General features: G+C 71.4%; 19 protein-coding genes and 6 tRNA genes. 13 read left to right on the top strand and 12 right to left on the bottom strand.

Annotated features, from left to right (window positions below; all coding sequences use genetic code 11):
* Position 1 precedes the first annotated feature (1 nt).
* Complete coding sequence (locus EIZ44_RS28010; RefSeq protein WP_134661469.1) at positions 2-1,069, bottom strand: DUF5937 family protein; 1,068 nt, start codon at positions 1,067-1,069, stop codon at positions 2-4.
* A 101-nt stretch (positions 1,070-1,170) separates the two neighbouring features.
* Here EIZ44_RS28010 and EIZ44_RS28005 point away from each other — a divergent pair, with 101 nt between their 5' ends.
* Complete coding sequence (locus tag EIZ44_RS28005) at positions 1,171-2,361, top strand: MFS transporter (RefSeq protein WP_134732229.1); 1,191 nt, start codon at positions 1,171-1,173, stop codon at positions 2,359-2,361.
* 4 nt (positions 2,362-2,365) lie between these two features.
* Positions 2,366-3,136 (top strand): SGNH/GDSL hydrolase family protein, encoded by a 771-nt coding sequence (locus EIZ44_RS28000; protein WP_134732227.1) that lies wholly within the window; start codon positions 2,366-2,368, stop codon positions 3,134-3,136.
* A 269-nt stretch (positions 3,137-3,405) separates the two neighbouring features.
* Here EIZ44_RS28000 and EIZ44_RS27995 read toward each other — a convergent pair whose 3' ends face one another.
* Positions 3,406-3,933 carry a CGNR zinc finger domain-containing protein gene (locus EIZ44_RS27995; protein WP_134732225.1) on the bottom strand — a complete coding sequence of 176 codons (528 nt, stop codon included), beginning with the start codon at positions 3,931-3,933 and terminating at the stop codon, positions 3,406-3,408.
* A gap of 506 nt (positions 3,934-4,439) precedes the next feature.
* Here EIZ44_RS27995 and EIZ44_RS44875 point away from each other — a divergent pair.
* The 6 genes from EIZ44_RS44875 (at position 4,440) to EIZ44_RS27965 (ending at position 5,084) form a co-directional block, all read left to right on the top strand.
* Positions 4,440-4,524: transfer RNA gene (locus tag EIZ44_RS44875), tRNA-Tyr, on the top strand.
* Between the two features lie 26 nt (positions 4,525-4,550).
* Positions 4,551-4,623 (top strand) — tRNA-Gly (locus tag EIZ44_RS27985).
* A 30-nt stretch (positions 4,624-4,653) separates the two neighbouring features.
* Positions 4,654-4,727 (top strand) — tRNA-Arg (locus tag EIZ44_RS27980).
* Positions 4,728-4,853: 126 nt separating this feature from the next.
* A tRNA-Gln gene (locus tag EIZ44_RS27975) sits at positions 4,854-4,925 on the top strand.
* A 4-nt stretch (positions 4,926-4,929) separates the two neighbouring features.
* Positions 4,930-5,001 (top strand) — tRNA-Gln (locus tag EIZ44_RS27970).
* 9 nt (positions 5,002-5,010) lie between these two features.
* A tRNA-Lys gene (locus EIZ44_RS27965) sits at positions 5,011-5,084 on the top strand.
* 203 nt (positions 5,085-5,287) lie between these two features.
* Here EIZ44_RS27965 and EIZ44_RS27960 read toward each other — a convergent pair.
* From EIZ44_RS27960 to EIZ44_RS27915, 10 genes are all read right to left on the bottom strand, one after another.
* Positions 5,288-5,746 (bottom strand): hemerythrin domain-containing protein, encoded by a 459-nt coding sequence (locus tag EIZ44_RS27960; RefSeq protein ID WP_238606261.1) that lies wholly within the window; start codon positions 5,744-5,746, stop codon positions 5,288-5,290.
* Positions 5,747-5,765: 19 nt separating this feature from the next.
* Positions 5,766-6,992 carry an MFS transporter gene (locus EIZ44_RS27955; protein ID WP_134732221.1) on the bottom strand — a complete coding sequence of 409 codons (1,227 nt, stop codon included), beginning with the start codon at positions 6,990-6,992 and terminating at the stop codon, positions 5,766-5,768.
* Between the two features lie 133 nt (positions 6,993-7,125).
* Positions 7,126-7,893 carry a YwiC-like family protein gene (locus tag EIZ44_RS27950; RefSeq protein ID WP_167754297.1) on the bottom strand — a complete coding sequence of 256 codons (768 nt, stop codon included), beginning with the start codon at positions 7,891-7,893 and terminating at the stop codon, positions 7,126-7,128.
* Entirely contained in the window at positions 7,890-8,288 is a 399-nt protein-coding gene (locus EIZ44_RS27945) for a CBS domain-containing protein (RefSeq protein WP_037806013.1), read from the bottom strand. The genes EIZ44_RS27950 and EIZ44_RS27945 overlap by 4 nt, the downstream gene beginning before the upstream one ends.
* Complete coding sequence (gene narI, locus EIZ44_RS27940) at positions 8,281-9,027, bottom strand: respiratory nitrate reductase subunit gamma (protein WP_134661462.1); 747 nt, start codon at positions 9,025-9,027, stop codon at positions 8,281-8,283. The genes EIZ44_RS27945 and narI overlap by 8 nt, the downstream gene beginning before the upstream one ends.
* On the bottom strand, positions 9,024-9,701 hold the full coding sequence (gene narJ, locus EIZ44_RS27935) for a nitrate reductase molybdenum cofactor assembly chaperone (protein WP_037806015.1): 678 nt from the start codon (positions 9,699-9,701) through the stop codon (positions 9,024-9,026). Before narJ ends, narI begins: the two co-directional genes overlap by 4 nt.
* Positions 9,698-11,323, bottom strand: coding sequence for a nitrate reductase subunit beta (narH, locus tag EIZ44_RS27930; protein ID WP_134732217.1), 1,626 nt, complete (start codon positions 11,321-11,323; stop codon positions 9,698-9,700). Before narH ends, narJ begins: the two co-directional genes overlap by 4 nt.
* Before the next feature lies 1 nt (position 11,324).
* Positions 11,325-15,026, bottom strand: a complete 3,702-nt coding sequence (locus tag EIZ44_RS27925) for a nitrate reductase subunit alpha (RefSeq protein ID WP_134732215.1) — start codon at positions 15,024-15,026, stop codon at positions 11,325-11,327.
* A gap of 659 nt (positions 15,027-15,685) precedes the next feature.
* Positions 15,686-16,924, bottom strand: a complete 1,239-nt coding sequence (locus tag EIZ44_RS27920) for a sensor histidine kinase (RefSeq protein ID WP_051728502.1) — start codon at positions 16,922-16,924, stop codon at positions 15,686-15,688.
* Positions 16,921-17,604, bottom strand: coding sequence for a response regulator transcription factor (locus EIZ44_RS27915; protein ID WP_037806018.1), 684 nt, complete (start codon positions 17,602-17,604; stop codon positions 16,921-16,923). Before EIZ44_RS27915 ends, EIZ44_RS27920 begins: the two co-directional genes overlap by 4 nt.
* 111 nt (positions 17,605-17,715) lie before the next feature.
* Here EIZ44_RS27915 and EIZ44_RS27910 point away from each other — a divergent pair, with 111 nt between their 5' ends.
* Genes EIZ44_RS27910 through EIZ44_RS27890 form a run of 5 tightly spaced genes read left to right on the top strand, consistent with a single transcriptional unit; the run spans position 17,716 to position 21,083 of the window.
* Entirely contained in the window at positions 17,716-18,039 is a 324-nt protein-coding gene (locus EIZ44_RS27910; RefSeq protein ID WP_134732213.1) for a hypothetical protein, read from the top strand.
* On the top strand, positions 18,036-18,974 hold the full coding sequence (locus EIZ44_RS27905) for an FAD:protein FMN transferase (RefSeq protein WP_134732211.1): 939 nt from the start codon (positions 18,036-18,038) through the stop codon (positions 18,972-18,974). Before EIZ44_RS27910 ends, EIZ44_RS27905 begins: the two co-directional genes overlap by 4 nt.
* Positions 18,971-19,531: a ferric reductase-like transmembrane domain-containing protein gene (locus EIZ44_RS27900; protein ID WP_134732209.1), complete on the top strand. Its 561-nt coding sequence runs from the start codon at positions 18,971-18,973 to the stop codon at positions 19,529-19,531. Before EIZ44_RS27905 ends, EIZ44_RS27900 begins: the two co-directional genes overlap by 4 nt.
* Entirely contained in the window at positions 19,531-20,862 is a 1,332-nt protein-coding gene (locus EIZ44_RS27895) for an NADH-ubiquinone oxidoreductase-F iron-sulfur binding region domain-containing protein (RefSeq protein ID WP_134732207.1), read from the top strand. Before EIZ44_RS27900 ends, EIZ44_RS27895 begins: the two co-directional genes overlap by 1 nt.
* Entirely contained in the window at positions 20,832-21,083 is a 252-nt protein-coding gene (locus EIZ44_RS27890) for a ferredoxin (RefSeq protein WP_134732205.1), read from the top strand. The genes EIZ44_RS27895 and EIZ44_RS27890 overlap by 31 nt, the downstream gene beginning before the upstream one ends.
* The last annotated feature ends 4 nt before the right edge of the window (positions 21,084-21,087 follow it).

Below are 21,087 nucleotides of genomic sequence, written 5' to 3'. Positions count from 1 at the left end.
GTCAGCGCAGCACGGCGGCCAGCAGATCGGTCCCGAGCGAGGACAGTTGCGGCAAGTCGAGCGAATAGCGCACGTACCGGCCTTGTCTCTTCGCGGTGAGCAGGCCCGCCCGGCGCAGGACCGCGAGATGCCGGGACACCTCCGGCGCGGAGAGATCCCAGCTATGCGCCAGTTCGCTGGTCGTGTGCGGGCTGCGCGCGAGTGTCCGGACCAGCCGCAGCCGCACCGGATGCGCAAGCGCGTCGAGTCGCAGTTCAACCGTTTCCAGCGGCACCAGCGCGGCGTCGGCGACCGGATACTGCACCACCGGCCGCCAGCCCGCCGCGTGCACCACGACCAGGTGCGGACTGCCGAACACGCTGGGGATGAAGGTGACGCTTTCCCGGGCGGCGGTCGCCTTGTCCTGCAGCTTGTCCACGACGATGCGGCAGCCGTCTTCCGACAAGGCGACCGCACTGGACACCGCATCGAGCGCCGCACGGATTCCCTTGTGTCGCAACAGATCCTGTTTGCGCCGAAGGTCGGCGGAGAGCTGTGGTTCCAGCCCGGCCCAAGCACTGTCGAAGAACGCTTCGGCGCATTGCTCGAGGGTGTCGCGGATCCGGGCGCGCGTGGCCGCGGGATCGGTCAGCAGGCTTTCGGCGAACGCTTCCTGGCGAGGGCCGCGCGCTTGGGCGAGGTCGAGGGCGCGTTCGCGCGATGCCGGGTCGGTGAGCGGAGAACGGGTCGCGATCCGGGTGCTGCCGCAGGTCGAGACGAGCGCCGCGGTCGCATAGGTTTCGTCGTCGATCGCGTCGACGTCAGCCAATTCCTCGGCGAGAGCAGGGCGCGGACGTCCGGGCAACAGGAAGTCGGCTTGCGAGGACCGCCACAGGGAATCCGCCTCTCGCACGCGTTCGGCCAGTTCAGGCCGCAGCCCGGCCCAGACTTCGCCCGCCCACGCGGCGAACCGCGGATGATGGCCCGGTTCGGCGAGCACGTGCAGCATCGCGGTCAGCTCCGCGAGCGGCGACGCGGCGAACCGCACCTGCTCGGCCGGCAGTCCGGCGATGTCGATCCTCAACGGCACCGCACCAGCATCGCCGATCGAGCGGTCCGGGACTTCGCCGGTTGACGGAAACTGCGAATCGGCGTGCTCCGCCCCAGGCCCGCGCGGCACTGTCGAGCGCCATGACCACCAAGATCCGGCCGAGCGCGCTGATCCGCGTGTCCGGCGGCCCGCGCTACGCGGCCGCGATGGCCGTCGACGCGCTCGGCACCGGCCTGTTGCGCCCGTTTCTCCTGATCTACGGCGTGACCGTGCTGGGCTTGTCCGCGCCCGCGACCGGCGCGGCCATGACCGCAGGCGTGCTCGTCGGCCTCGGCTGCATGCCGTTCGTGGGGCGATGGCTCGATCGAGGTGCGCGCACCACCGTGGTGGCCGCTTCGATGCTGGTGCGCGCACTCGGCGTCGCGATGCTGCTGGCCGCGCCGACGGGGGAGATGTGGCCGTTCGTCGGCGCGGCGATCCTTCTCTCCGCGGGCAACCAGGCTTGGCCAGCGGCACATGCCGCGCTCGTCGCGACGCTCGCCACCGGCCGGGAACGCGACGCCGCCCTCGCCGCCGGCCGTTCCCTCCGCAACGCAGCGCTCGGCATCGGCGCGTTGCTCGCGACTGCTTGCCTGACAGGCGGCTCGGATGCGTTGCGCACCATGGCGATCGGCACCGGAATCGCGTACCTGGTCGCCGCAGGCTTGGCTTGGTCAGTGCGCCTGCGCGCCCCGGCCGTCACGGCGGAGCCGACCCTCGAGCGTGCGCCGCGGATGGGCGCGCTGCTGGGCGCGAACGTCGTCTACGCGTTCTGCCTCAACGTCCCGGAGATCGCGTTGCCGCTGGTGCTGACCGCGTACCTGCACGCGTCCCCCGTGTGGTCGGCGGCGATCTTCGTGGCCAACACAGTGCTCGTGGTCGCCCTGCAAGTGCCGGTCACCGTCCTGCTCTCGCGGATCTCCCGGCGAACCGCACTAGCGACTGGCGGAATCGTGCTGACTGTGTCCTACCTCGGTTTCCTCGCCGCGACCCTGCTCGGATCCGGCTGGGCGGCACCGGCGATCGCCGCGGTCTCGGTGGTCTGCACCATCGGCGAGATCATCTACGCAGGCAGCGCCACCGCCTTCGTCCTGGCCCTCGCGCCCGCACGCCTGCTCGGCCAGGCGGCCGCCCGCTTCGAACTGTCGACCGGCATCGGACTCGCGGTCTCCCCGGCAGTGCTCACCGCACTCGCTCCGCTCGGGCCTGGCGCGCTCTGGGGCGGTCTCGCGGGAGCTACGCTGCTGTCCGCGGGCGCCGTGACCAGGGCGGGGGAGCCGGGCCTAAACTGAGGCAATGACCAACCGCTTAGTCTGTATTGGCGATTCGTTCACCGAAGGCGTCGGGGACGACGATCCGTCCGCGCGCAACGGGGTGCGCGGCTGGGCCGACCGGGTCGCCGAGGTGCTGGCCGCCGGTGAGCCGGGATTCCAGTACGCCAATCTGGCGGTGCGCGGGAAGCTCCTGCCGCAGGTGCTGAACGAGCAGATCGAACCGGCGCTGGCGATGAAGCCGGACCTCGTCACCGTCTACGCGGGCGGCAACGACCTGATGCGGCCGCGTGTCGACATCGACAGCCTCGCCGACTCCTACGAACGCGCCGTGGCCCGCTTCCGCGCGGCCGGTGCGCAGGTGCTGCTGTTCACCGGCGTCGACGGCGTCGAGGACGCGCTGTTCCGCCAGATCCGCGGCCGGGTCGCGATCTACAACGAACACGTCCGCGGCATCGCGGCGCGGCACGAGACGCTGCTCGTGGACATGTGGTCGATGCGCCAGCTGCGCGACCGTCGCATGTGGTCCCCGGACCGGCTGCACTTGAATGCCGCCGGGCACACCGAAATCGCCATCGCTGTGCTCGACGCGCTGGGCGTGCAGCACAGCCTCACGCACGCCGCGCTGGGACCTCGCCCCCGCCTGTCCACCCGGGAGCAGCGTGCGGCAAACCTTCGCTGGGGACGGGAACACGCCCTGCCGTGGATCGGCCGACGCCTGCGCGGCGAGTCCTCCGGCGACACGATCGCGCCGAAGTACCCGGAACTGCACTCGTTCGAGGCGATTGCTGACTGACCGGTGGTCTAGGCCGCGAGTTGCCGCGCGATCGTCAGCCACGTCTGCCCGCGTGCCTCCACGCGCGGTTGTTCGACAGGGCTGACCGGTCGCCTAGCCCGCAAGTTGGCCCGCTCGATGGTCGGCCACGTCTGCCCGCGTGCCGCAGCGAGCCGGTCGTCCAGCGCGGTTGCCGACTGACCGGTCGTCTAGTCCGAGAGCCGCCGCGGGCGGTGGTCGGCTCGCGTGCCGCAGCGAGCAGTCGGCGCGGCTGCCGCCTCATCTGTGGTCTAGCCCGCGAGCTGCCGCGCGCGATGGTCGGCGACGTTGACCCGTGTGCCGCAGCGAGTGGAACAGAACCGTCGGCGTCCGTTGCGCGACGTGTCCACGAACGCGACGCCGCACCCCTCACGCGCGCATACGCCGAGACGGTGCGGCTCCTCGCACACCAGATGCGCGAGCCCGCCCGCCGTGTACGCGTAGAACCGCGCGACCACCCCCGCACCCTCGCTGGAGTAGTGCAGATGCGGCGCTTTCCCGTCGTGACTGGCGATGTTCGGCCGACACGCGGCGATGGCGAGCAGCTCGTTGAGCAGATCGATCCGCTCGCCGGTCGTCTCCGCGACGAACACCTGATGCAGCCGCCGCCCCCACGCGAGAATCCGCCCCGCCTCGTCCGCGGTGATGCGCGGCAGCACCATGTCGCGAGCCTGCCCCGCGGCCCGCACCTCGGCGGCCGTGACGTCGTCGCGCTGGGCAAGCGTGGCCAGGTCGGCGGCTACCTGCGCGCCCGCGCCACCGTAAGGGTTGAAGTGCACTCGCCCATTACAGCACAACCCTTCTTCTTCGGAAAGACCGGCTGGAAACTGTTCTGCGGAAAATAAGATTGACGCATGCCTTCGCGGTAGGTGAAGATGATTCCACCACAGCGGATGAAGGAGCGGACATGACGAACGTGCGGACGCGGGAGATGCGAGGCCAGTATCCGGCCGCCCTCCGCGCTGTCCAGCGTGCGCCGCTCCACCAGCGCCACATCAGCCGAAAAGGCGGGATCCTGGGCGGTATCCGCTCCCTGACCTGACGCAGCAATCGCTGCGCGCACAGGGAGCCGCCCATCGGGAAACCGATCAGGGCGGCTTCTCTCGTCAGGGCTGTTTCGGGCAATAAATCTCCATTTTTTCCCAACTGCTGCTGCCCATTTCCGGGCGGCGGTTCTTTGACAACTGCACAGCGAAGCAAGACATTTCCGAGACTCGTCCCCGTCGCCTCACCCGCGGCCAGGACGAGCGCCGGGTCCGGCAGCCAACCGCCGCCGGACCCGCACGGTGAAGACGGGGCGGTGGCAGCCCCACCCGGCTGTAACCCGGGCGCCCTTCGCGGCAATGAGGGTTCGACTCCCTCCTTCACCACCGCGCCCGAGCCCAGGGCGCTTCCTGCGGTCGTGGTGAACTCGGCGGACACGTCGGTCTTCCAAACCGAAGCAGAGGGTTCGATGCCCTCCGGCCGCTCGCGGTCCGCTGCCTTGGCACCGGACGCACACCCTTGTAGCTCAGTCGGACAGAGCGCCGCACTACGAATGCGGAGGCCCCAGGTTCAAGTCCTGGCAGGGGTACGGGCCCGGCGCCGAGGGGGCGCCGGGGCTTTCCGCCGGATGCGAGGGGCAGTGGCGACCCCGCCTGGTTCGGGACCAGGAGACACCGCGTTCGACCCGCGGGCATCCCACTTCGCCATCGCTCGTTCCCGGTTGGTGTAGCAGGCAGCACCGCGGATTTTGGATCCGCTGGCCCAGGTTCGACTCCTGGACCGGGAGCCGATGCCCGTTCGTCCAACTGGCAGGACGCCGCGCTCTGGACGCGGAAACCGAGGTTCGAACCCTCGACGGGCAGCCCCAGCTCGGGCCGTTAGCTCAATCGTGCAGAGCAGCCGGCTTTTACCCGGCGGGTTCAGGGTTCGAATCCCTGGCGGCCCACTCTCGAACCCCAGGTCACCGGGCTCGGTGACCTGGGGTTTTGTGCTGTCCGGGAGCGGGTCTTCCGGTGCGGGACTGTCCATTGTGGTCTGGTGTGAGCCCGAGAGGCGCGGGCGGGGTGCGCAGAGGATGTGCTGGATCACCTTCATGTCCACTCCGGCGGCCAGCATCAGCGTCGCCTCCCCCCGCAGCTATGCCTGCCCCTAGCCTGGACACGCCCTGTACTGCGTCGAGAACCCGGCTTCGATGTTTCGGCGTACCGCGTCGACGGCCTCCCACTGGGCCGGGTCGAGCCGGCTGAGCGCGGCGGGGAAGACGCCGTCCTGCTCGGCGAGGATGTGTTCGCGCAGCAGGTGCAGCGTGGCCATCAGCCGCGCGGGCCACGCCGGGTCGGCAGGTGTCCCGTCGGCGGCCTCGCCGAGCACGTGCTCGATCTGCCGGTGCTGATCAGCCAGCGCCGCGAGGTGGTCCGGGAACTCGTCGTGCAGCGCTGGGAAAAGGCCTTGCTCTTCGACTGTCGTGTGTGGACCGAGGACTTCGGCGATCCGGCGGGCGAGGTTTGCCATCGCTGCGACGTCGTTCGCGCCGTGCGCGGTGCGGGTGCGGCTGATCAACGCGACCGCCTCGTCGTGCTCCCGGGTCAGTTCTGCGATCGCGGGCACAGCCTGGCAGCCGCAGTACTCACACACCGGCCTTCTCCACACGGAAGTGCTGCTGGAACGACCGCTTCGCCACCGTTGCGGTGAACGCGAGGGCTGCGGCGGCGACCAGCGCGAGTGCGGCAAGGCCGAGCGCATACGAGCCGAGGCCGCCGTAGAGCGCTCCCATCACCAGCGGCGGAATGAAGCCGCCCAGGCCTCCGGCCGCTCCGACAACTCCGGTCACCGAACCGACTTTGTTCGCCGGGACGAGCATGGCGACCATCGCGAACACTGCGCCGCTGCCCGCTCCGAGGGCTGCGGCCATTGCCAGGAATGCCATTGTGCCGAGCGGCATCAGGCCGGGAGTGAACGCCTGTACCGCGGCGCAGGCAGCGACGACGCCGAATACTCCGGCCAGCACGCGCACAGGGCCGAAGCGGTCCGAAAGCCAGCCGCCGATCGGGCGCATCACCACGGCGAAGAGGACGAAACCGGCCATCCGGTTGGCGGCGTCGGTCTGGGCCAGTCCGTAGCCGGTCTTGAGGTAGGCCGGGAGGTAGACCGAAAACGCGACGTAGCCGCCGAAGGCGATCGCGTACAGTGCCGAGGCCTGCCAGGTCACCGCGAGCCGGAGGGTCTGGCGCATCCGCTGGGCCAGCGGTTCCGTCGGGACTGTGCGGTCTGGTGCGTCGCGCAGCAGGACGGCGGCGAGGATCGCGTAACCGACGAGGACGGCCGCGGTGATCAGGAACGGGGTCGCGACGCTTCCGGCCTTGACCAGCGGGACGGTCGTCAGCGCGCTGATCGCGGTGCCGCCCATGCCCGCGCCGAAGATGCCGATCGCGAGTCCGCGCCGCTCGGGTGGGAACCAGGCGTTGACGAACGGGACGCCGATCGCGAACGACGTGCCGCCGAGGCCGAGGAAGAAGCCGCCGATCAGGAGCGCGAGCAACGACGAATGCCCGGCGAGGCCGAGGAACAGCACCGGCAGCGCGGTCAGGGCCGAGAGCACCGGGAACATGATCCGGCCGCCGTAGCGGTCGGTGAGCGCGCCGACCGGGATCCGGCCGAGCGAGCCGACCACGACCGGGACGGCGACCATCAGGGCCTGTTCGAACGCGGTCAGCTTCAAGGAGTCCTTGAACAGCGGGCCGAGCGGGCTGAGCAGTGCCCAGGCCCAGAAGTTGAGCGCGAACCCGGCGGTCGCGAGGGTCAGCATCAGCGCGGGTCTGCCGGCTCCGGCCGGGCGGTCCTGTGTCGAGGTCATCGACGCCTCATTCGTGTCGTGCGAGCGCCCGCCGGTCGGCGAGGGCCCGTCCAGTTTCCGGCTCCGGCGGGGATCGGCAGCAGAGCCGAATTTCCCCGGGCGGGGGCCGAAGGTCCTCACCGTCCACTCCGGACTAGAAGGTGAGAAATCCCGCAGTGGCAACGGAAACCAGTCCGGCGAGCTCGACCATCCCGATCCGCGACGGCCGCCACGACGGGTCGTGCCACCAGGCGCCGCGAGCGGCGAGCAGCACGAACGCGGCCACCGGCCACCACCAGCCGGTGGCCATCGCGAGCGCGAGCGTCGCGACGACGGCGGCGAGCGAGAAAGCGCGCGCTGCGGCGGTATACGCGGGATTGGCGCGCTCGCGGATCAGCGACTTCACGTGCAGCGTGGAGCCGACGAGCGCGAGGGCGGTGAACACAGTGGCAGCGAGAACCGGAGCGGCGGTCATGGCTGCCCAGGGCTGGCTCCCGGCGGCCACTCCGGCCACGACCGGAACCAGCAGCGCGCACTCGGCGATCAGGACGAGGTCGTTGGCCATCGACCGTTCGCGGCGCGCTCGTGCGAACCCGAGAGTGACGCCGAACAGCGCCAGATAGCCGAGCAGTACCCAGATCAGCCAGGGACACGCGCTGAGCACGACCGCGCCCGCGGTCGCGCACACCGGAATCCACAGCAGCGCGGCCCGGCGGAACCGGCTGGGCCGTCGTGCGGTGAGCAGCCCGGTCACGGCCCAGCCTGCCGGATGGGCGGACACCCAGGCCACCGCGAACGGGATCAGCCAGGCGGACCAGCCGCCTGCCGCGACGCCGAGCAGAAGCGGCAGGCCGAGAAATCCCCAGGCTCCGTGCTGCGGCGGAACGACGGGAGCCTTGCGGCGCGTCGTCGGTGCGGTCACCGCAGAGGCTCCGCGGCCCGCGCGGCGACGTCGGCGTCGCTGCAGAATCCGGTGCGGTGGCGTTTGAGGCACAGCAGTCCGAGCAGTGCGCCGTCGTGGTCGACGACGGCGAGTCTCCGCTGCCCGCGACGGAGCAGGAGCTGGCGCGCGTCCTCGGCGGGCAGGTCGGCGGAGACGGTCCGGCCCGTCAGCCGGACGTACCGCAGGGCGGGGCCGGATGCGGTTTCGTCCAGGTCTTCGCGAACGAGCGTGCCCAGGAGCCGGCCGGACTCGGTGAACAGGAGCATGTGGACGTGGTCGTCGGCGAAACAAGCCCTGGCTTCGGCGACGGAAGCCTTGGCGGGCAAGGTTTTCGGCAGCCGGACGACCACATCGGCGACCGTCGGTTCAGGCAAGGGTTTGCCTCTCTCCGGTCGCCCGGTCTCGCACGACGGCCGGAGCCGGTTGCGGTGCGGGCGGCGCGCCGCGACGGGCGCGGTAGACGACGTACGGCCGCCACAGGTAGGCCAGCGGCGCCGACCACACGTGCACCAGCCGCGTGAACGGCCACAGCGCGAGCAAAAGGAATCCGCCGACCGCGTGCAGCTGGTAGACCAGCGGGGCGTCGATCATCAGCTGGCTCTGCGGGGAGAACCAGAAGATGCCGCGGAACCAGACGGCGATGGTCTCGCGGTAGTCGTAGCCGTGTCCGAACAGGTTGACGCCGACCGTGGCCGTCATGCCGAGCGCCACCATCGCGGCGAGCGCGACGTAGAGGACTTTGTCCATTGTGGTCGTGGCGCGGCGCACCCGGCCGTTGACCACGCGGCGCGCGATCAGCAGCACCAGCCCGGCGACCAGCACGAGCCCGGAGAGCGTGCCGCCCCACACCGCGACGGCGTGGTACAGCCCTTCGGGGACACCGATCGCGCTCGTCAGCGACGACGGCACCAGCAGGCCGCCCGCGTGTCCCACGATCACGCCGAACGCGCCGAGGTGAAACAGCGGAGAGGCCCACCGCAGAATGCGGCTCTCCAGCAACTGGCTGGTGTGCGTCGTCCAGCCGAACTGGTCGTGGCGCCACCGCCAGACGTGGCCGAGCACGAACACCGCCAGGCAGGCGTAGGGCAGCACGATCCAGACGAAGGTGGTCACGGGGCACTCTCCAGGGAAGGACACGAGCCAGAGGTGAGTTCCGGGCCGAAGCCGATCGCGTCGACGTCGGCTCCGTAAGCCGCCAGCCCGACCGATTCCACCGGCGGGCCGTCGACGGCGAGCGCGGCGACCGCCGCCCGGTCGTCCGGGGTCAGCGGCGGCAGCGCGGCGACGACAGCGTCGACGACGTGCCGGTACGGCGATCCGGCTTCTTCGAGCGCGCAGCGCAGCAATTCCAGGCCGCGCCGGTGCTGGCGCAGCGGGGCCTCGCCGTCTCCGGGACCCGCGGCGGCGGCGAATTCCAGGACCACCGGCAGGAGGTCGGGCAGTTCGCCCTCGGCCAGGCGCAGGCCGTGCGCGCGGTAGCGCTGTTTGAGCGTGAGCAAAGCGATGCCGCGTTTGCGGGTGTCGCCGTGCAGATAGTAGGTCAGGTACAGCCCGCTGCGCCGCCGCAGGTCGAACGTGCGCACGTAATGGGTCTCGACGGCAAGCGTCTCAGTGGTGAGCAACCAGTCGAGGAATCCCGTCATCCGGTCGCGGACCTCGGGGTGGGCGATCGCCGCGACCGTCTCGCGGAGTTCGTCCGCCGCGGAGAACAGCCGGGCGTCGGGATAGGCGAGCAGGACCGAGGCGAGGTCGAACAACCGGGTCCGGTCCGCCGGATCGACCGTCATGCCGTGCCTCCCGCCGGGTCGATGGTCAGCCCGAGCCTGCCGTCGGAGCGACGGCTGAGGAGGCCGCGGCGCCCTGGACGGACTCGCTCGTCTTCGGACACGAGGTGGAATCGCTCGGCGGTGGCGGCCTGTTCGGTCATCCCCGGCCCGCCCGTGCAGTCGAGCGAGCAGTCCGAAGTGGACGCTGCCTGCGCTTCGAGGGCCGCGGCGTCCTTGTCGTAGGCCGCGGGCACGACGTAGCGCTCGTCGTACTTGGCGATGGCCAGGAGCCGGTACATCGATTCGATCTGCTCGCCCGGCATTCCCACGGCCTCGCACAGTTCCTCGGCGACAGTGCCGTCGAGGGTGCGCGCCCGCATGTAGGAGCGCATGGCGGCGAGCTTCATCAGCACTCCGGCGACTGCCTCGGAGTCGCCGGCGGTGAACAGTTCCGCCAGGTACTCGACCGGGATCCGGAGGTCGCGGATGGTGTGGAAAACGTCGTCGGCGTCGGTGTCGTCGCGTCCGGCGGCCCCGACCGCGTCGAGCACCGGGGACAGCGGCGGCACGTACCAGACCATCGGCAGCGTGCGGTACTCCGGATGCAGCGGCAACGCGATCCGGTACTCGCTGATCAGCCGCCACACCGGCGACGCCTGCGCGGCGAGCACCCATTCCTCCGGCAGGCCCGCTTCATACGCCAGCCGCACCGTTTCGGGGTCGTGCGGATCGAGGAACACCGCCCGCTGCGCGGCGAGCAGCTCGTGCCCGTCCTCCACCGAGGCCGCGGCCAGTACTGCGTCCTCGTCGTAGAAGACCAGCCCGAGATAGCGCAGCCTGCCGACGCACGTTTCGGAACAAATGGTCGGCTGGCCCGCTTCGATCCGCGGGAAGCAAAAGGTGCACTTCTCCGCTTTGCCGGTGGCGTGGTTGACGTAGACCTTCTTGTACGGGCACGCGCTCACGCACATCCGCCAGCCGCGGCACCGGTCCTGGTCGACCAGGACGATCCCGTCCTCCTCGCGTTTGTACATCGCGCCCGAGGGACAGGCGGATACGCACGCCGGGTTCAGGCAGTGCTCGCAGATCCGCGGCAGGTGGAACATGAACGTCTTCTCGAACTCGAACTTCACCCGCGCGGCGGCCTCGGGGTCCATGGCCGCGATGTTCGGGTCGGTTCCGGCCCGTTCGGGCGCGCCGCCGAGACCGTCCTCCCAGTTGGCGCCCCACTCCAGGCGCATCGGCTCGCCGGTGAGCGCCGAACGCGGCTGCTTGACCGGCGTGTCGGCCGACCCGGCCGGCGCGTCGAGGAGGATGTCCTTGTCGAAGGTGGCGGGTTCGTAATAGTCCTCGAGCGACGGCAGGTCCGGGTTGGCGAAGATCCGCGACAGCCGCTTCGCCCGGCCGCCGGAGCGGAGCACCAGCCTGCCCTTGGCGTCGAGCTTCCAGCCGCCTTTCCAGCGTTCCTGGTCCTCGTAGTGCTTCGGGTAGCCGATGCCGGGTTTGGTCTCGACGTTGTTGAACCAGACGTACTCGGTGCCCTCGCGGTTGGTCCAGGTCTGCTTGCAGGTGACCGAGCAGGTGTGGCACCCGATGCACTTGTCGAGGTTCATCACCATCGCCACTTGAGCGCGGATGCGCATGTCAGTACTCCACTTCCTGGCTGCGCCGCCGCACGACGGTGATCTCGTCGCGCTGGCTGCCGATCGGTCCGTAGTAGTTGAAGGCATAGGTCAGCTGGGCGTGCCCGCCCGCGAGATGCGTGGGCTTGACCAGCAACCGGGTCATCGAGTTGTGGTAGCCGCCGCGCTTTCCCTTGCCGCGGCCGCCTTTTTCGGTCTTCGGGACGTTCACCGTCCGCTCGGGGGAGTGGTACTGGAACACCGTGCCCTCGGGCATCCGGTGGCTGACCACGGCCCTGGCGACGATCACGCCGTTGCGGTTGACCGCCTCGACCCAGTCGTTGTCGGCGACGCCGATCTTCGCGGCGTCCTCGACGCTCATCCACAGCACCGGCCCGCCGCGCGACAGCGCGAGCATCAGCTCGTTGTCGTGGTACATCGAGTGGATCGACCATTTCGCGTGCGGGGTCAGGAACCGGACGGTGACGCCGCCGTCGGCGAGGTCGCCGGGCTTCCCGAAGTGCCGCGCCATGTTGAGCGGCGGCCGGTAGCCGGGCAGATGCTCGCCCAGTTCGGCGACCCAGTCGTGTTCGACGAAGAACTGCTGCCGTCCGGTGAGCGTGTGCCACGGCTTGCGGCGCTCGACGTTGATGGTGAACGGCGAATAGCGGCGGCCGCCCTTTTCCGAACCGGACCATTCCGGGCTCGTGATCACCGGCTGCGGGGCCTGTTGCGTGGCCGCGTAGGTGACGTGCTCGGTTTCGTGGCCCTCGACCAGGTCGGTGAACTGCTGCCCGGTCTGCTTTTCCAGCTGCAGGAAGCCTTCGTGCGCGACGCGGCCGTTGGTCGTGCCGGAGAGCGCGAGGATCGCCTCGCACATCCGGTCCGCGGTGGACAGCGACGGCCGCCCGGCGAGCGGGCCGTCGGCGATGACGCCGTTGCGGCGGCGCAGGTATTCCAGTTCCGGGGCGACGTCGACGGTGATGCCCTTGGTGGTGGTGCCGAGTTTGTCCAGCAGCGGGCCGACCGCGCGCATCTTGGCGCCGAGCAGGGTGTAGTCGCGCTCGATTTCGATCAGCTTCGGCATCGTCACGCCCGGCACCGGCTCGCATTCGCCGCGGCCCCAGTCCCGGACCCGTCCGGACGGCGTGGCCAGTTCGTCGGGAGTGTCGTGCTGCAGCGGCGCGGCCAGCACGTCGCGGCGAGTGCCGAGGTGGGCGACCGCGAGCTCGCTGACCTTGTCCGCCAGTGCGAGGAACGCGTCGTAGTCGGTGCGCACCTCCCCGGGCGGCTCGACCGCGGGGGAGAAGGCGTGCACGAAGGGGTGCATGTCGGTGGTGGAGATGTCGTGCTTCTCGTACCAGGTCGCGGCGGGCAGCACGAGGTCGGAGTGCAGGCCGGTGTTGGTCATCCGGAAGTCGACCGTGGTGAGCAGGTCGAGCTTGCCGGTCGGCGCGTCGTCCCGCCACTTCACGTCGCGCGGGCGTTCGTCGGTGCCGCATTCGTCGGCCGAGGCGAGGGAATCCACGCCGAGCAGGTGCTTGAGGAAGAACTCGTTGCCCTTGCCCGAGGAGCCGAGCAGGTTGGCCCGCCACAGGGTCAGGCAGCGCGGGAAGTTCGCCGGGTCGTCGGGGTCGTCGGCGACCGCGTGCAGCCGCCCCGCTCGCAGTTCGCCGACGATGTGCTCGGCCGCGCTGACTCCGGCGGCCGCGGCCTCGTCGGCGAGGTCGAGCGGGTTGCGGTCGAACGCGGGGTGGCCGGGCGACCAGCCCATCCGCTGCGCGGCAGCGACCGTGTCGGCGAAGGACATCCCGGCCAGCCTGCCCTCGCCGAGCGGGGAAGCCAGCTCGTCGGCGGGCACTTTCTCGTAGCGCCACTGGTCGGTGTGCAGGTACCAGAACGGCGTGGCGGCCTGGTGGCGCATCGGGCGCTGCCAGTCGAAGGCGAAGCTCAGGTGCTGCTGCCCGGTGAGCGGCCGGGCCTTCTCCTGCCCGACGTAGTGCGCCCAGCCGCCGCCGTTGACGCCCTGGCAGCCGGTGAGGGTGACCAGTGCGATCAGCGCGCGGTAGGTCATGTCCGAGTGGAACCACTGGTTCGCGCCCGCGCCGAGCGCGATCATCGACCGGCCGTGGCTGCGTTCGGCGTTGCGCGCCAGTTCGCGCCCGATCCGGGCGGCCAGCGCCGCCGGCACGCCGGTGATCCGCTCTTGCCAGGCCGGGGTGTGCGGAGCGTCGGCGTCGTCGTACCCGGTGGGCCACTCGCCCGGCAGGTCGCCGCGCTGGACGCCGTACTGGGCCATGAGCAGGTCGAAGACGCTGGTGACGAGGTGTTCTCCGACCCGCACGACGGGCACGCCGCGCCGCATGGTGGCGCCGCCCTCGGTCTCGCCGATGTCGAAGCGGGCGAGGTCGACGGCGACCTGGCCGCTGGCGTGGCCGAGCACGCCGAGCGCGGGCACGACGTCGCCGAGGTCGAGGTTCCAGCGGCCTTCGCCCTCGGCGCCGTAACGGAAACCCAGGGATCCGTTGGGCACCAAGGGTTTTCCAGTGGCGTCGTCGAGCAGGACGGTCTTGTGCCGCGCCCCTTCGCCGTCGTCGCCGAGATCGGCGGCGGTGAGGAAGCGGTCGGTGGCGTAGACGCCGGGCTCGCGTTCCCGCAGCGTCACGAGGAACGGCAGGTCGGTGTTGGACCGCACGTAGTCGGTGAAGTAGGGCACCTGGCGGTCGCGGAAGAACTCGGTGAGGACGACGTGGCCCATGGCCATCGCCAGCGCCCCGTCCGTGCCCGGGTGCGGAGCCAGCCAGTCGTCGGCGAACTTGACGTTGTCGGCATAGTCCGGGCTGACCGCGACCACCTTCGCGCCGCGGTAGCGCGCCTCGGCGAGGAAATGCGCGTCCGGGGTGCGGGTGACCGGGATGTTGGAGCCCCACATGACCAGGTAGGTGGAGTTCCACCAGTCGCCCGCCTCGGGCACGTCGGTCTGGTCGCCCCACACCTGCGGCGAAGCGACCGGCAGGTCGGCGTACCAGTCGTAGAACGACAGCAGCGTGGCACCGAGCAGCGCGTGGTAGCGGGTGCCCGCGGCGAAGGACGCCATCGACATCGCCGGGATCGGCGAGAACCCGACCACGCGGTCGGGCCCGAAGGTCTTGGTGGTGTAGACGTGTGCGGCGGCGATCATCGTCGTCGCCTCGTCGAAGGTGGCGCGGACAAACCCGCCGCGGCCGCGCTGTTCCTTGTAGGCCTTGGCTTTGCGCGGGTCCTCGACAATGTCCGCCCAGGCCGCGACCGGGTCGCCGAACCGCCTGAGCCCGGCCCGGAACATCGTGAGCAGCGAACCCCGCACGTACGGATGGCGCACCCGCGACGGCGAGTACTCGTACCAGGAGAACGACGCACCCCGGGGACAGCCGCGCGGCTCGTAGTCGGGGCTGTCCGGCCCGGTGCCCGGGTAGTCGGTCGCCTGGTGCTCCCAGGTGATCAGGCCGTCCTTGACCAAAACGTTCCACGAGCACGAACCGGTGCAGTTCACCCCGTGCGTCGAACGCACGACGCGGTCGTAGCTCCACCGGTCGCGGTAGAACGACTCCCACGCGTTCGCGTCGATCTGGTGCAGGGTGCGCCCGTGGTCGCCGACGGTCTCCTTGGTCAGCAGCCGCCGCACGCCGAGCAGCGGTCCGTGCCCGGGAACGCGGTCGTTGGCCGGCACTGGTCGTGTGGGCAATGCGACTCCTTCGGGCGGTCGGCTCGGCGGGACTGTCCCGCTGCGACACCACCCTGGTGCCGGCCGTACGCCATTCAGCTTCGGCGAAGGAGGCGGACCGTTCACCGGGCGTTCGTCACGGGTCGAAGTGACCTTCGGCCTCTGCGGGCCGCCATGCGCGCGTACGCGCAGTCCTGTCGGGAATCCACCACGATTCCGCGGGAAGAGTCTCTTGCGCCCGCCATCGATCGGCTGCCGCGCAAGCGGAACGGACGGCCGTGACGGTGTTCTCCGCAGGGAGCGGCGGCAGCGGAGGGGCCGGGGACGAGGGGAAGAGCCCCATGCCGCTACCACCGCTCGAGGCGAGAGCGCTGCTGCCGAATCGTCGGGGTTGGCCCGCTCGCGGCTCTCGCGCTTTCGATTCTTCTTCTTGCCGTCGGGGGAACGGCAGGGCGCAATGTCCTCGCCGCGGAGGACGAAGGGCAGCGCCGGTGGCCGCTGTCGCTGCTGGCGTCGCCGATGAGCATCCAGCCGGCTAGCGGTCGAGATCCTCAGCGGAGGCATCTCGGTGCCGGACGGGGTGGACCTCATCGCGCGTCGTTGACCGCGGAAGACGTTCTGCGGCAACGAGGACGGGCCGCGGCTTCGCTGCCGCCGGCTCCCTGCTCAGAATCGGCTGATCAGCCGGGAGCGGCGCGGGAATCGCGTCCGGCCAGCGGCAGGGTGAGGGTTAGCAGCGCTCCGCCGCCGGGATTGCTTCCGGCCGTGACGTGGCCGCCGTGCCGGTCGGCGATTTCGCTCACCAGCGCCAGCCCGAGGCCGTAGTGGCGGCGCGGCGAGGATTCGGGGCGGGCGGAGGAGAACCGCTCGAACAACCCCGGCAGGACCGCGGGGTCGATGCCGGGCCCGTCGTCGGAAACCTCGACGACGCCGGTGGTTCCGGTTCGCTTCGTCGTGATGGTGACCGCCGAACGGGCGTGCGTGACGGCGTTGTCGACCAACGCGGTCACGGCGCGGAGGAGGCCGCCCTGAGTGCCGCGCACGAGCAGCGTCGGCACCGTCGGGCGTGCCTCGATGACGATCGAGCGCTCGGCCGCGGCCGGGGTTCCGGCGGCGGCCGCCCGGGCGGCGAGTTCCACGAGATCGAGCGTCGCGGTGAGTCCGTCCGCGCGGACGTCGGCGGCCAGCAGAAGGTCTTCGAGGATGTCGGTGAGGTGCCCGGCGTCGGCGACGACCCCGTCGATTTCGGCGGTCAGCCGTTCTCGGGAGTCGCCGCGCCGCAGATGCCGGCGCAGCACCTGGACGCGCATGGACAGCAGGGTCAACGGGGTGCGGAGTTCGTGGCTCGCGTCGGCGACGAAGCGTCGTTGCATGCCCAGCGCGGTGGCCAGCGGTGCGACCGCGCGCCGCCCGAACCACACACCCGCGCCTACTGCCAGCAGCAGTCCCACTCCGCCGCTGAAGAGCATGGCGGCGAGCAACCGCTCGCGTTCGTCGTTGTTCGCCCGCAGGTCCAGCGCCGCTTGCACGGTCTGCGTGCCGCGCTGCTCGGTGTAGACCTCGTAGCCGGCTCGCTCGCCGCGGACCTCGTCGGTTTGCGCGGTCCCGGTCTTCGCGACGTTCGCCAGCGCCGCCCGGTCGGGCAGGACGGCCGGTGCGCCGGGCGTCGACGCCAGGCCGCCGGGTCCCTGGATGGCGAGCCATACCCCGGCGGGCGGGTCCTGCACATCGTCGGCCTGAGAGGCGGCCTGCTGCAGCAGGGCGGCCACGCCGGTTTGCTGGCTTCGCAGCACCATCAACACCGCGAGGCCGGACAGCAGCACGACAATCGCGGCGACGGACAGCCCGACCTGCAAGCCCAGTCGCCAGGTCGCGCGTCGCAGCAGCCTCGCTTCGGTAGAAGCCGGCGGGCGGCTCACGGCGCGCCCAGCTGGTATCCGCGCCCGTGGACCGTCGCGATGACCGGCCGCCCGAGCTTTCGGCGCAGGTACGACACGTAGGTGTCGACGACGGCCTCGCTGTCGGCCTCCGGGAAGGCCAGGCTGAGCAGGTCCCGCCGGGTGAAGACCCGGGAGGGCCTGCCCGCGAGCGTCGCCAGCAGCGCGCATTCCCGTTCGGACAGCCGGACCGGCTCGCCCGCCCCGGGGCCCGGCTCGACCTGGCGGGTGTCCAGGTTCAGCCGCATCGTGCCGACCGGCAGCACCCGGGCGACGTCGAGGTGGCGGCGGCGCAGCGCGCGCAGCCTGGCGAGCAGTTCGTCCACATCGAACGGTTTGGGCAGATAGTCCTCGGCTCCGGCGTCCAAGCCCGCGACGCGGTCCGCGGGGTTGCCGAGCGCGGAAAGCACCAGCACCGGCGTCGTGACGCCTTTGCCGCGCAGCCGGGCGAGCACGTCGAGGCCGTCGAGCGCGGGCAGGCCCCGGTCCAGGATCACCACGTCGTACTGCCGCACCAGGCCGAGGTGCAGGCCGCGTTGCCCGTCCGCGGCGGTTTCGACCTCGTAGCCCTCGTCGGACAGCAGTTCGGTCAGGAGCTCGGCCAGTTCGGCGTTGTCCTCGACCAGCAGGACCCGGCCGGAGCCGGGGTGCGCAGTGTCCATCCCGCAATCGTGCCTGCCCGCGCGGCACGCGGCATCCGCGGCCCGGATTCCCAGATTTTCCCCAGGACTCCCGTCGAAACTGGGCAGCAGACCTCCCGGAAGGAGACCCGCGTGAATCACCGGCAACGCGTCCGGGCCCGTGCCCGCGGCCGCCGCAGCGTCTCGACGGCGACGTGGACGGCGGGACTGGGCGGCGCGGCGCTGGCCACGGTCTTCGGGGTGACGCTCGCTCAGCAAGCGACGGCGGACACCACCGCACCGGCTTCTCCGCCGGTGACCTCCTCGCCGTCCGCGGTCCCGCCGCCGCAGACCTCCGCGGACAGCACCCCGGACAGCATCCCGGAGAGCAGCGCGCCTCCGGCGGTCAGCCCGCCCGCGCAGCCGCCGGTCGTCGGTCGCCGGCACCACAGTGCCGCGCGCTCGGGCGGCTCATGACCACGGCCGCCGAACCGTTCGCGAGCATCCGGTTCCGCGCGCTGGGCACCACGGCCGAACTGGTGGTCACCGAGCCGGACCGCCTCCCGATCGCGACGGACCTGCTCCGGACTGAACTGCGTGCCGTCGACGAGACGTGCAGCCGGTTTCGCGACGATTCGGAGATCGCCGAGCTGCACCGCCACGCCGGTTCTCCCGTGCGGGTCAGCCCCTTGCTGGCCGAAGCGCTGCAGGTCGCGTTGCGGGCCGCCGAGGCGACCGGCGGGCTGGTCGATCCGACCGTCGGCCAAGCCGTGTGCGACCTCGGCTACGACCGGGACTTCTCCGCGATCGATCGCGATCTCGCGGCACCGGTCAAGCCGGCGGGCGAGGCTCCGGGCTGGTGGCGGATCACCGCCGACTGGCCCCGGCGCGAGGTCGTCGTCCCGCGCGGCGTGCGGCTGGACCTGGGAGCTACCGGGAAGGCCTGGGCAGCCGACCGCGCCAGCACCGCGCTCGCGCGCGAACTCGGCTGCGGCGTGCTGGTCGGGCTCGGCGGCGACGTCGCTGTCGCGGGACGCGCACCGGCCGGGGGATGGCCGGTGGTGGTCGGCGAGGACCACGCCGCGGCGGATCCTCTCCGCGACCCGGTGATCGCCGTGGCCAGCGGCGGACTGGCCACGTCCAGCACGGTGTGCCGCACCTGGCGGCGAGCCGGGCGGACGGTGCACCACATCGTCGATCCGCGCACCGGGGACATCCCGGATCCCTGCTGGCGGACTGTGACCGTCGCGGCGGCCACGTGCGCGGACGCCAACACGGCCAGCACCGCGGCCGTCGTGCTCGGCGAACTCGCTCCGGCGTGGCTCGCGGAACGCCGGCTGCCCGCTCGCCTGGTCGCCTCGGACGGGCGCGTCGTCCGCGTCGCCGGATGGCCGGAAGAGGCGCCGGCATGAGCGCGTTGTGGTACGTCAGCCGGGCGACAGGACTGGCCGCATTGGTGCTGTTCACGGCCGTGGTGGTCCTCGGCGCGATCTCCAGCGCCCGGCTCGCGTCGCCGAGGTGGCCGAGGTTCGCCGTCGCCGCCTTCCACCGGAATCTGTCCCTGATCACGCTTGCCTTCTTGGCCGTCCACATCGCGACCGCGATCATCGACACGTACGCGGGCATCCGGTGGATCAGCGTGGTGATCCCGTTCGTCTCGGCGTACCACCCGGTGTCGCTCGGCATCGGAGCCGTCGCGTTCGATCTGCTCGTCGCTGTGGTCGTGTCCAGCCTGCTCCGTCCCCGGATCAACGCCAAGGTCTGGAAAGCCGTGCACTGGGCCGCGTATCTCTCCTGGCCCGCGGCCGTGGTGCACGGCTTCGAGATCGGCGGCGCCGACTCCCGGCTGGGCTGGGTCCGGGTGCTGCTGGTGGCCTGCGTGCTCGCCGCCGCGGCGGCCGTGGGGTGGCGCGCGACGGTGCGGCATCCCGACACCGAGGCCCGGCGCGGCACCCTGGGAGGCCTGTGATGACGACCGCTCGCCATCCCCGGGCGGCCAGCGGGCCGCTGCTGCCGCCTGACCCGGCCCGCCCGCGCCGTCTTCTCGCGGGCTGGCTGGAAGCCCGGCAGTCCGCCGGATTCGCCGAGCACAGCGCCCGGTACGGTGCGCTGCCCGTCGAACGCTACGCCGGACGGAACGGCAGGGCCCTGCTGCTGTCCACAGTGGACGCTTCAGGGCTGCGAGGGCGCGGCGGGGCGGGTTTCCCCACCGGCCGCAAGCTGCGTGCCGTCGCCCGCGGCCGCCGCCCGGTCGTCGTGGCCAACGGCTGCGAGGGCGAACCGGCGAGCGGCAAGGACCGAGCACTGCTCACCGTCGCGCCGCACCTGGTCATCGACGGGGCGGTGCTCGCCGCGACGGCGACCGACGCGACGGAGATCATCCTGTGCGTGCACCGCGCCGATCCGATCGCCGGCTCCGTCGCCGGTGCGCTGGCCGAGCGGCCGAGCGGAGAGATCCCGATCCGGCTGGTCCAGGCGCCCGGCCGGTACGTGGCGAGCGAGGAATCCGCGCTCGTCAACTTCCTGGAGACCGGCGACGCCCGGCCGACCGCGAAACCGCCCCGTCCTTTCGAGCGCGGGGTGCGCGGCCGGCCGACCCTGGTCGACAACGTCGAAACGCTCGCCCATCTCGCCCTGATCGCCCGCTACGGCTCGGAGTGGTTCCGGGGCTGCGGCACCCGGGACTCGCCCGGCACCACGCTGGTCACCGCCGGCGGCGGAGTCGCCCGGCCGGGGGTGTACGAAACCGCGTTCGGCACCCCGGTCGCAGAGGTGCTCGACCAGGCGGGCGGCCCGGCGGGAACACCCCAGGCCATCCTGTTCGGCGGATACAGCGGCACCTGGCTGCCCGTGCCTGTCGCGGCGGGCATCCGGCTGTCCCATGAGGACCTTCGCGCGGCGGGCGCAGCACTCGGCGTCGCCTCGCTGACCGTGCTGCCCGCGCGCGCCTGCGGTCTCGCCGAAACCGCTCGGTTGCTGCGCTATCTGGCGGGGGAGTCCGCGCGCCAATGCGGTCCGTGCATGTTCGGTCTCCCCGCCGTCGCCGACGATTTCACCTCCCTGGTGCTCGGCGGCCGGGCAGCGGCGCTGGCCGGGCAACGGCTCCGCACGCGGCTCTCGGTCATTCCCGGGCGCGGCGCGTGCGCCCATCCCGACGGCGCCGTCCGGCTGGCCGCGAGCGCGCTGCGGTGTTTCGCCGACGACCTGCGAGCCCACCTCGCCGGGCGTCCGTGCGCGTGGGCGGCGCACCCCGCGCTGCCCTTGCCGGGATGGAACAACCGAAGCGGCGATTGGACGTGACCGTGCCCGAACGACGCTCCCGTCAGCTGCGGGTCGACCCGATCGCCTGCCGGGCCCACGGAATCTGCGCCGAACTGCTGCCCGAACTGATCGACCTCGACGAGTGGGGCTACCCGATCCTGGTCGACCGGCCGGTGCCGGGCCCGGTGCTGTCCGACGCGCGCCAGGCGGTCGCCGCCTGCCCGACCCTGGCGCTGCGGCTGGCGGGCGGGCGCCGATGACTGC

The organism is Amycolatopsis nivea, from assembly GCF_004522235.1.
Taxonomy (GTDB): Bacteria; Actinomycetota; Actinomycetes; order Mycobacteriales; family Pseudonocardiaceae; genus Amycolatopsis; species Amycolatopsis nivea.
This window is presented reverse-complemented; position numbering and strand designations above follow the sequence as displayed.

Excerpts from the sequence above, each read along its gene's own strand:
- narJ (WP_037806015.1), bottom strand. The coding sequence starts at position 9,701 with ATGACGGTCGATCCGGCGGACCGGACCCGGTTGTTCGACCTCGCCTCG.
- EIZ44_RS27915 (WP_037806018.1), bottom strand. The coding sequence starts at position 17,604 with ATGGACACTGCGCACCCCGGCTCCGGCCGGGTCCTGCTGGTCGAGGAC.
- EIZ44_RS27905 (WP_134732211.1), top strand. The coding sequence starts at position 18,036 with ATGACCACGGCCGCCGAACCGTTCGCGAGCATCCGGTTCCGCGCGCTG.
- EIZ44_RS27955 (WP_134732221.1), bottom strand. The coding sequence starts at position 6,992 with ATGACCTCGACACAGGACCGCCCGGCCGGAGCCGGCAGACCCGCGCTG.
- narH (WP_134732217.1), bottom strand. The coding sequence starts at position 11,323 with ATGCGCATCCGCGCTCAAGTGGCGATGGTGATGAACCTCGACAAGTGC.
- EIZ44_RS27895 (WP_134732207.1), top strand. The coding sequence starts at position 19,531 with ATGACGACCGCTCGCCATCCCCGGGCGGCCAGCGGGCCGCTGCTGCCG.
- EIZ44_RS28000 (WP_134732227.1), top strand. The coding sequence starts at position 2,366 with ATGACCAACCGCTTAGTCTGTATTGGCGATTCGTTCACCGAAGGCGTC.
- EIZ44_RS27890 (WP_134732205.1), top strand. The coding sequence starts at position 20,832 with ATGGAACAACCGAAGCGGCGATTGGACGTGACCGTGCCCGAACGACGC.
- EIZ44_RS27900 (WP_134732209.1), top strand. The coding sequence starts at position 18,971 with ATGAGCGCGTTGTGGTACGTCAGCCGGGCGACAGGACTGGCCGCATTG.
- EIZ44_RS28005 (WP_134732229.1), top strand. The coding sequence starts at position 1,171 with ATGACCACCAAGATCCGGCCGAGCGCGCTGATCCGCGTGTCCGGCGGC.